9 protein-coding genes are annotated in these 8869 nt (G+C 71.2%); 5 read left to right on the plus strand and 4 right to left on the minus strand.

What is annotated here, in order from left to right; genetic code table 11:
* Positions 1-274 precede the first annotated feature (274 nt).
* Positions 275-742, plus strand: a complete 468-nt coding sequence (locus A3IC_RS69445) for a hypothetical protein (RefSeq protein WP_020556899.1) — start codon at positions 275-277, stop codon at positions 740-742.
* Between the two features lie 205 nt (positions 743-947).
* A complete protein-coding gene (locus tag A3IC_RS60545; protein ID WP_158696372.1) occupies positions 948-1169 on the plus strand; it encodes a hypothetical protein in 222 nt (73 codons plus the stop codon).
* 115 nt (positions 1170-1284) lie between these two features.
* Here A3IC_RS60545 and A3IC_RS0146445 read toward each other — a convergent pair whose 3' ends face one another.
* The gene (locus tag A3IC_RS0146445) at positions 1285-2256 is read right to left on the minus strand and encodes an MBL fold metallo-hydrolase (RefSeq protein ID WP_079027131.1); all 972 of its coding nucleotides are present in this window, start codon (positions 2254-2256) and stop codon (positions 1285-1287) included.
* 86 nt (positions 2257-2342) lie between these two features.
* Here A3IC_RS0146445 and A3IC_RS0146450 point away from each other — a divergent pair, with 86 nt between their 5' ends.
* Positions 2343-3047 (plus strand): TetR/AcrR family transcriptional regulator, encoded by a 705-nt coding sequence (locus A3IC_RS0146450; protein WP_020556902.1) that lies wholly within the window; start codon positions 2343-2345, stop codon positions 3045-3047.
* A gap of 320 nt (positions 3048-3367) precedes the next feature.
* On the opposite strand, the gene A3IC_RS0146460 is transcribed toward A3IC_RS0146450, so the two are convergent.
* Together A3IC_RS0146460 and A3IC_RS0146465 are read right to left on the minus strand one after the other, a co-directional pair.
* Positions 3368-3802 carry a hypothetical protein gene (locus A3IC_RS0146460; RefSeq protein ID WP_158696373.1) on the minus strand — a complete coding sequence of 145 codons (435 nt, stop codon included), beginning with the start codon at positions 3800-3802 and terminating at the stop codon, positions 3368-3370.
* Positions 3796-4110: a hypothetical protein gene (locus tag A3IC_RS0146465; RefSeq protein WP_158696374.1), complete on the minus strand. Its 315-nt coding sequence runs from the start codon at positions 4108-4110 to the stop codon at positions 3796-3798. The genes A3IC_RS0146460 and A3IC_RS0146465 overlap by 7 nt, the downstream gene beginning before the upstream one ends.
* Before the next feature lie 434 nt (positions 4111-4544).
* Here A3IC_RS0146465 and A3IC_RS0146470 point away from each other — a divergent pair, with 434 nt between their 5' ends.
* Both A3IC_RS0146470 and A3IC_RS60550 read left to right on the plus strand, forming a co-directional pair.
* Positions 4545-5276: a response regulator transcription factor gene (locus A3IC_RS0146470; protein ID WP_020556906.1), complete on the plus strand. Its 732-nt coding sequence runs from the start codon at positions 4545-4547 to the stop codon at positions 5274-5276.
* Between the two features lie 50 nt (positions 5277-5326).
* Positions 5327-6703, plus strand: coding sequence for a sensor histidine kinase (locus A3IC_RS60550; protein WP_052174112.1), 1377 nt, complete (start codon positions 5327-5329; stop codon positions 6701-6703).
* 962 nt (positions 6704-7665) lie between these two features.
* On the opposite strand, the gene A3IC_RS60555 is transcribed toward A3IC_RS60550, so the two are convergent.
* Positions 7666-8869: (Fe-S)-binding protein (locus tag A3IC_RS60555; RefSeq protein ID WP_020556909.1), on the minus strand; the 1204-nt coding region annotated here is incomplete at its 5' end.

Raw genomic sequence — 8869 nt, forward strand, 5'->3', positions numbered from 1 at the left:
GTATCACGCGGTCCGGCGGACGAGCAGGACACGATCGACGACCTCGGCGGTGCGCCCGTCGGGCCGATCACGATTCGGCGCGGCACGGCGCGGCGGGCCCTCCGTCGGGCTCCCCCGGTTTCCGTGTGACCAGTCTCGGCCGACCCGTCTCACATGACGACGATCCTTGCCGTTTCGGCAAGCCGGCACCGGCCCCGGGTGGTGGACCGCTCTCGGCCTCGGCTTGCCGTTCCGGTTGCCGAGGGGGGTATCCAAGATGCGATGATTCGAACATATGAACGACATCGCCGATGCCACACCGTCCTGGGAGCTGCCCAGCCGGTTCGACGTCGCGCGCCAAAAGGCCCGCCACGGCACCCGGCCGTCGGGCGAGCCCGCCTCCGAGCCCGCGCCCGCGCCTGCCCCCGCGCCGGGCGGGCTGGACCCGCGCGCGGCGGAGGCGCTGTACGAGGTCTGCCCACCCGGCTACCGCAACCACGAGGTGCTGCGCCGCCACCCGGCGCTGCTGGTTCGCCTGGCCCGGCACCACCTCCTGGCCGAGCTGGCCGAACTCCGCCAGGGCTATTCCGACCTGCGCAGGGAGCTCAAGGACCGGGTCCCCGTACACGTGATCCCGCAGGCGCTCGAGACGTATCGGCGGGAGGCGGCGGAGATCCACCGCGCGCTCGAACGCGTCGCCGCCATCGAACGGAGCCTGCCGCCGCCCACCCGGCCACGGCCCGGGCGATCCCGGACCCCCTGACCGACCCCGATCCCACCGCGCACCGCCGCACGCCGCCTCGAATCCCGCCGCCGATCGATCGGCGGGCCGAAGATTGGCCTAGACCTATCCATCGATTGGCGTAGACCCATCCGAGCGGGCGCGACTAGCATTCGAGCGACATCGCACCACCTCCGAGGGCAGTTGACGATTCGCCAAATGCCCTCCGAATCAAAGGAGTTGGCACGTGAAGAAACGCATGGGACTGTTCGCCGCGGCTGCCGCCGCCACCCTGCTTCCGCTCGCCACCGCGACGAACGCGAGCGCCGCCGGCGAATTCCACGTACGCGGTGTCTACACCACCCAGGCCGCGTGCCACGCGGCGGGCGTGGCCGGCTACGAACTGTGGGGTCCCAGCTTCTTCTGTGCCGACGGCCCCCAGGGGCTGATCTACCTCTATACACACTGATCCGAGCGCCCCATCCGCCCGCACCCGCCGTGCCCTGTCCTCCGTAGCCGTCGGAGGACGGGGCACGGCGCGTCGCGGCCGGGCCCGGGTCGCGACGGCGCCGACAACGGATCGCTCATCCCTCGTCATCGACACCGGAGTCCGCGTGGTGGAAGGCGCGTGCCGCGAAGCCGATCCACTCGGGGTTGTCCCAGGTCTTCCACCGGGCCCGGGCGTCCCGGTCGATCACCGTCGCGGCGTCGTCGGCCGAGGCGCCGCCCGCGCGCAGCCGTCGGGTCTCGGCTCGCACGTGGTCGAGATAGCCCCGGACGTCGCGGATCAGCCCGGCTTCGGCGATCTCGCCGTGGCCGGGCACGACGATCTCGGGCTCGTCGGCGAGCAATCGGTCGAGCAGCGCGATCCAACCGCCGCCGTCGACGTCGGTGTCGAACGGCGGGAAATACGGCAGGATCGGGAACATCCGAGTCTCCACCAGATCGCCCGCGAACAGCACCCGACCGTCGATCAGCACAGTCTGATCGGATGCGGTGTGCGCCGGCCCCCGGCTGCGCAACAGCGCGGTGTGGCCGCCGAGATCGATTTCGGCGTGGTCGACGTAGACCACGTCCGGATCGACGAATTCGACGCCTTCGAGAGCCGCCGCGATCTGCGTGGAGAGCCCGGCGAACATGCCCGCGTAGGCGGCACCCTTGCGGCGCAACTCGTCGCGCTGGGACCGGTTGTAGACGATCGTCGCGGCGCCCTTGAACGCCTGCGCGCCGAAACCGTGCTCGGGATGGAAGTGCGTGGTGGTCAGATACAGCGGCCGGTCGCCGGCCAGACGCCTGGCCTGGTCGAGCACGTGGGCGCCGTTGCCGGGGCCGAGGCCGGTGTCGACCACCAGCGCGGCACGGTCGCCGACGACGATGCCGATGTTGGGCACCAGCGGCACCCGGTTGTCGGGGATCACGAAGATCCCGGCGCGGATCTCCACCGGCTCGCCTCGCACCACCGGCGGCGGAGCGTCGCGCACGTCCGGCAGCGCGGATCGGCCGGCCGGTTCGGCCTCCGCGTTCGGGTGGTCGGAGAGAGGTTCCACAGCGCACATATCGGACCGTCCTATCTGATCAGTGTTCAGACGACCTGGGGACCATAGCACCGAACGGCGCCCGTACATCTGATCACTGTTAAGATATGGGAGTGAGCAAAGAGCGCTACCACCACGGGGAGCTGCGCGCCGCGCTGCTCGACGCCGCCGAACTACTCGTGCGCGAACGAGGGGTGGACGGCTGGTCGTTGCGAGAGGTATCGGCCCGGGTCGGGGTCAGCCCGAGCGCCGCCTACCATCACTTCGACTCGCGCGACGCACTCGTGCGTACCCTGTCCGAACGGGTGATCGCCCGACTGGGCGAGCGGCTGCGGCGGGCCGCCCATCGCGCGTCCGGCGACCATCGCCACCGGCGCCTGATCGCCTACGGTCGCAGCTACGTGCGCTGGGCGCTGGAGGACCCGGCGGTCGCCCGGTTGGCCTTCGCCGCCGGCCGCACCGACCTGCGCACACCGATCTCCCCCCACCCCCACGACGTGCTGGCCGCCGAACTGGACCGCCTCGTCGACACCGGCGAACTGCCCTCCGCCGCCCGCCCGGGAGCCGAATTCGTGGTCTGGGCGGCCGTACACGGGCTGGCCACACTGCTCACCGACGGCCTGGTGCACCTGGACGGCCCGCGCGCCGTCGACCGGGAGGCGGAGCGGCTGATCGACGCCGTCCTGACCGGTCTGACCCGGGAGCAGCCGCCGGCGCACCCGTGGCCGACACCGCGCTCCGCCCACTCACAACGCCTCACCGACCACCCACCCGTCGCGCCCGCCTCGAAGTCGTCGCAGGCACCGGCGTGACCACACCCGAATCGCGGCCGGACCCGGTCGACGTGTGTGATGTCCTTCCCGAGTGCGGCTTGCGGATGCCCGAAGGACGCGCCCACAAGCTGTCCGTGGGTCACATCCAAGGGAAGATCGTGCTCACGGGCGGGTGAGGTCGAGCCGTCGGTAGGGCTGTGATCCGAGCGTGTCCGCCCGCGATTTCCGCTCGGGTGAGCAGGCGGGCGCGTACGCCGCGGGCGCCGACGCGCCCGGGTTCCCGACTCCGGCCCCGCGATGGGCAGCCCCCGAGCCCGCCGCCGGCCCCGCGACCGCCGCCGGCGACACCGCTCCGTGGGTCAACTGCCCCCGTATCGGGCCCGAAGCAGGTCGACGATGTCGAAGTCGTCGAACAGGCCCGGGCGGCCGGTCACCGTCCAGGTGGTGTTGGCGACCGCCTCCAGCGTCATCAGGCAGCCGGTGAAGTCGTCGACGCCCAGTTGTTCGGGATCCAGCCGCTCCAGCGACTCCGCGGCGACGACGAGCAGTTCCTCCGTCCATTCCAATCCGTCCGCGAATTCCCGCAACTCGTGCCAGGACATCAGGAACCCCACGTGGGAGGCGAGTACGCGTTCGCCCACCCTGCCGGATCTCATCTCCCATGGCATGGTGCCGATGCCGATGCATTCCAACACGCTCCACTGCCAGTCGTTGTCCGGGACGACTTCGATCAACTCCGCCAAGCGGATGTGGAAGCCGGGGCCCTGGAGGGGGAATTCGGTCTCGTTCAGCACGTGTTCGCTCGCTCCCATGACATGGCGGACCCGCACCGCCGGATTCGGGCGGCCGGTGTTCGAGCGGGGGATCCCGCCGCGCGGAAGACGATGCGGCCCTGTGCGCCGTCGGCGGTGGGGAATCGGGCCTGCGGGACGTCGAGGGACCGTTGCGACTCGGTTCCCGGGATGGTGTTCCGCGCCGCGAAGAACCGCAACGGGGTGACCGCCGCACCGACCGCGAGCAGCGGGATCGGCACCCGGGCGGCGATGACGAGCCGGCAACGCCGATAGGCGAGGCGGCCCGGACGACACGACAACGTGGACATCGCGAACTCCCGGACGGTGCACGGCAGGCGGTGGTACTCGGCCCGAACCACGCTAGGAGCCCTCCCGGCCCGAGGCGGCCGATAGCGGCCTCGGCCGGGGCCATTCACACGCAACTCCCATAGAAGGGATCCCTGTCGGTGCGCGACCCTGGACGGGTGAAGCCGCCCGCTCCGGACCGGATCCACACGTGCGTCGGACCCGGGGACGGGACCGTTGAGCAGGGGCCGGCACCGTAGTGTTCACGCCGACCACGCGCCGGACCACCGACCCGAGCCACCGACCCGATCGGCGATGGACCCAGGTCCCGTCTCCGCGCACGACGCCGACCACGGACCGCCCTCGACCACCGACCGCAGCACACCCAGCACACCCAGCACACGCGGCACCCCACCACCCCGCCCACCCGGCGGAACACGTCGCGAGAAAGGCCCCGATGAGCCACCCGGACCCGCCGGCCGGCCAGGCCGCATCCCACGACCGCGGCCGGCTCCTGGTCGTCGACGACGAACCGGCGATCGTGGACACCGTCGCCCGGTTCCTGCGCTTCGTAGGCTACGACGTGCGCACCGCCGCCACCGGACGCCAAGCCCTCACCGTCGCCCGGGACTTTCTGCCGGAGCTGATCCTGCTCGACGTCATGCTCCCGGACGACGACGGCTTCGAAGTGCTGCGCCGACTGCGCTCCGACGGCCTCCCGGTGGCCGTGGTCTTCCTCACCGCGCGCGACACCCGCAAGGACGTCGTCCGCGGCCTGACCGCGGGCGGTGACGACTACATCACCAAACCCTTCGGCCTGGACGAGGTCACCGCGCGCATCGAGGCCGTGCTCCGTCGCACCCGCCGCACCGACCCCGGCGGCGACATACTGCGCGTCGCGGATCTCGAACTCGACTCCACCGCACACCAGGTGCGCCGGGCCGGCCGGCCCATCGACCTGTCACCCACCGAATTCCGGCTGCTGCGCTACCTGATGTTGCACCCCGACCACGTCCTGACCCGCGCCCGCCTGCTGGAACACGTCTGGTCCTACGACTTCAACGGCGACGACACCGTGGTGGCCACCTACATCAGCTATCTGCGCCGCAAGATCGACGACGGCCAGGGCACACCGCTGATCCACACCCGCCGCGGGGTGGGCTACTGCCTGCGCACACCGCCGTGCTGAGCCTGCGGCCCAGGACCCGCCGGCAACCGCTGAGCCGTCGCCTGGTAATCGTGCTCGTCCTGGTTTGCACCGTGGTTCTCAACACCTGCGCGGCGGTGACCGTGGGCGTGCTGCGGGACTCGCTCTTCGACCGCCTCGACAACCAACTCGACACCACCGTGGCCGCGTTGCGCGCTCTGGACCAGCGCGAACGCAACAACCAGCCGCTGGGCCTGGAACCGGGCATCTGGCTGAAGTATCCCGGCGGCCTGCGGGTCGCCCTGGCCGCCCCCGATCGCCGTCCCCCGCACGGCCCGGGGCCGAAGCTGACCGGTGCGCTGCCCGCCGGGGGACGCACGGTCACCGCCCGCTCCGGCGAGCCCGGCTCCGACGAGAAGTTCCGGGTCCGGATCCAGGACCTGACCGACGGGCGCACCGCCCTGGTCGCGTTGAGCACGAACGACGCCGAACGGGCGGCCGACCACGCGTTGTACGTCGTGCTGATCGCCGTCGGCATCGCGCTGCCGACCCTGGGTCTGCTCGGTGCGCTGTTCGTGCGCCGCGAACTGCGACCGTTGGAACAGGCCGCCCGGGTCGCCGACTCGATCGCCGCGGGCGACTACGCGCGGCGCGTGCACAATCCGCTGATCGGCCCGCGCACCGAGGTCGGCCGGCTGGCCACCGCCCTGGATCGTATGTTGGACCGGATCCAGGCCGCGTTCATCGCCCGGGACACCTCCCAGGAGCGCCTGCGCCGCTTCGTCGCCGACGCCTCCCACGAGTTGCGCACGCCCCTGCAATCGATCGGCGGGTACGCCGAGTTGTACCAGCGCGGCGCGCTCCCGGATCGGGCCTCGGTCGACGACGCGGTGTCCCGGATGCGGGCCGAGGTGCGCCGGATGAACGGCCTGATCGAGGCGCTCCTGCTGCTCGCGCGCCTGGACGAGGAGCAGGACACCGACCTGGAACCGGTGGATCTGGCCCGAGTGGTGGCCGACTCGTGCCGCGACGCCGCCGCCGTCGAACCCGACCGGCCGCTCGGGTTTACCGCCCCGGCCGGCCCGGTGGTACTGGTGCTCGGCGACGAGGACCGGCTGCGGCAACTGGTGGCCAACCTGCTCGGCAACATCCGCATGCACACCCCACCGGATGCCCCGGCCGAGGTCGAACTGCTGCGTGAGGCCGACCAGGTGCTGCTGACGGTGCGGGACAGCGGCCCGGGAATACCGGCCGCCGATCTGCCGCACGTCTTCGACCGCTTCCACCGCGCGGACAAGAGTCGCAGCCGGGCCCAGGGTGGCAGCGGCCTGGGTCTGTCCATCGTGGCGGCGATCGTCGACATGCACCACGGCTCCATCCGCATCGACCCCGCACCCGAGCGCGGCACCCTGGTCCGCGTTCGCCTGCCCGCCCTCCCGGACGCCCGCGCGACGCCACCGCCGACCTGACCCGTCCGGCGGGACGCGATCCGGACTCCACTCGGCCGGCCCCGGTGCGCCACCGGGCACATGACGCGGCGCCCGACGGCGGCCGGCGGTTCCCACCGGCACCGCGGCCGCGGCGTGCGTCGGGCCCGCGGTCGCACACCCGAACGCCACGACCGTGCGGCCCGTTCCTGATCACCATCGCCCCGACGCAGGTGTACGGGTCCGGCGGCGCGCGCCGCCGGACCCGTACACCTCGGTGCGCCTTCGATTCCGAGCCAACGGCTTCGAGGCGGTACGCCACCCGGCATATCGGCCTCGAAAGCGTTGCGGGACAACCCTCGACGCTTGCCCGCGACCTCGACGCGCCCCCACCCGTCGAGAATCGCCCACAACGCCGTCGCACGGAATCGTCGAGCGCCCCTCCCCCCTTCCGACCATCAGCCCCGGCGTGACGCGGGAATCACGGTCGCCCCCCAGGATGCTGACGACCCGTCACGTTTCCGTGATCACATCGTCACCAGCCGTGAACACGACTTTAGAGCCCGCTCCCGGCAAGAAAAAGGCAGCAAATCAGCCGGCCTCCTCGCCCACGCCAACCGGCACAAACCATCAGTTGCCCGACTCCCGGGGTTCGTTGCCATCCGCGTCGCCGGACCGCCCGGCCGCCGGGCGCGGGACCGGCCATCGCAGAACGCGCCGGAGACGGCCGCTGCCGCCGTTGGCCGAATACGGTTGCCCCGCGGCTCCGTTCGCGAAATCACCGCCCGCCGCGTCGAGCCCCGACCGGGCCGGCGGCTTCGCTTCGGGCGCCGGGCAGGGCGACGGGCGCACGCCGCGACCGAAGGGGCGGGTCGATACACGACCGGCGTGAACCCCGCCTGGGGCCCATACTGCCGAATTGATCACGAAGCCCTCCTCCCCTCGACCGGACGTCGAGGGGAGGAGGGCTTCGAGCCGCCGTACGGCAACGCGGCGGGCTGCGACTACTTGACCGGTTCCGGCTCCGCCGCGTCCTCGGGCTCGGCCTGCTCCGCCGGTGGTTCGGGGAGTTGTACGGACTGCAGCAGGAGTTGTGCCACGTCGACGACGCGCAGTTCCTCCGCGGCCTCGCCGGCCTGCTTCTTGGCGTTGATCGAGTCGGTGAACATCACCAGGCAGAACGGGCACGCGGTGGAGACGATGTCCGGCTTCAACGCCAGCGCCTCGTCCATGCGCTCGTTGTTGATGCGCTTGCCGATGCGTTCCTCCATCCACATCCGCGCACCACCCGCGCCACAGCAGAAACCCCGCTCCTTGTGCCGGTGCATCTCCTCGTTCCGCAGACCCGGAACCCGCGCGATGATCTCCCGCGGCGGCGTGTACACCTTGTTGTGCCGGCCCAGATAACACGGGTCGTGGTAGGTGACCAGGCCGTCCACCGGCTCCACCGGCGTCAACCGCCCCTCGTCCAACAGGTGCTGCAACAACTGCGTGTGGTGGACCACCTCGAAGTGCCCCTCCAACTGCGGATACTCGTTCGCCAGCGTGTTGAAGCAGTGCGGACACGTGGTCACGATCCGCTTGCGCGGCGCGTCCTCCAACGCCCCGTTCAACGTCGCCACGTTCTGCGCCGCGAGCATCTGGAACACCACCTCGGAACCCAACCGGCGCGCCGAGTCACCCGTGCAGGACTCCTCCTTGCCCAGGATCCCGTACCTGACACCCGCGATGTGCAACAGCTCGGCGAACGCCTTCGTGGTCTTCTTCGGCCCGTCCGCCAACGCCCCCGCGCACCCCACCCAGAACAGGTACTCCAACTCGGCGGGCTCGACGTCCTGCCCCACGATCGGCACCTCGATGCCGGTCGCCTTCCTCAACTCCCTGACCCAGTCCAGGCGGGCCTTGGTCGCCACACCCCACGGGTTGCCCTTGTTCTCCAACCCCTTGAGCATCGTCGCCGCCTCGGAGGGGAACGCGCTCTCGATCAACACCTGATACCGGCGCATGTCCACGATGTGGTCCACNTGCTCGATGTCCACCGGGCACTGCTCCACACACGCCCCGCACGTGGTGCACGACCACAACACGTCCGGNTCGATCACCCCGTTCTCCGCCGCCGTGCCCACCAGCGGCCGCCCGGCCTCCGCCAGAGCCGACGCCGGGACCCTCGCCAACTGCTCGGGAGTGGCCCTCTCGTTGCCCTCCTCG

The organism is Embleya scabrispora DSM 41855 (genome assembly GCF_000372745.1).
Taxonomy (GTDB): Bacteria; Actinomycetota; Actinomycetes; order Streptomycetales; family Streptomycetaceae; genus Embleya; species Embleya scabrispora.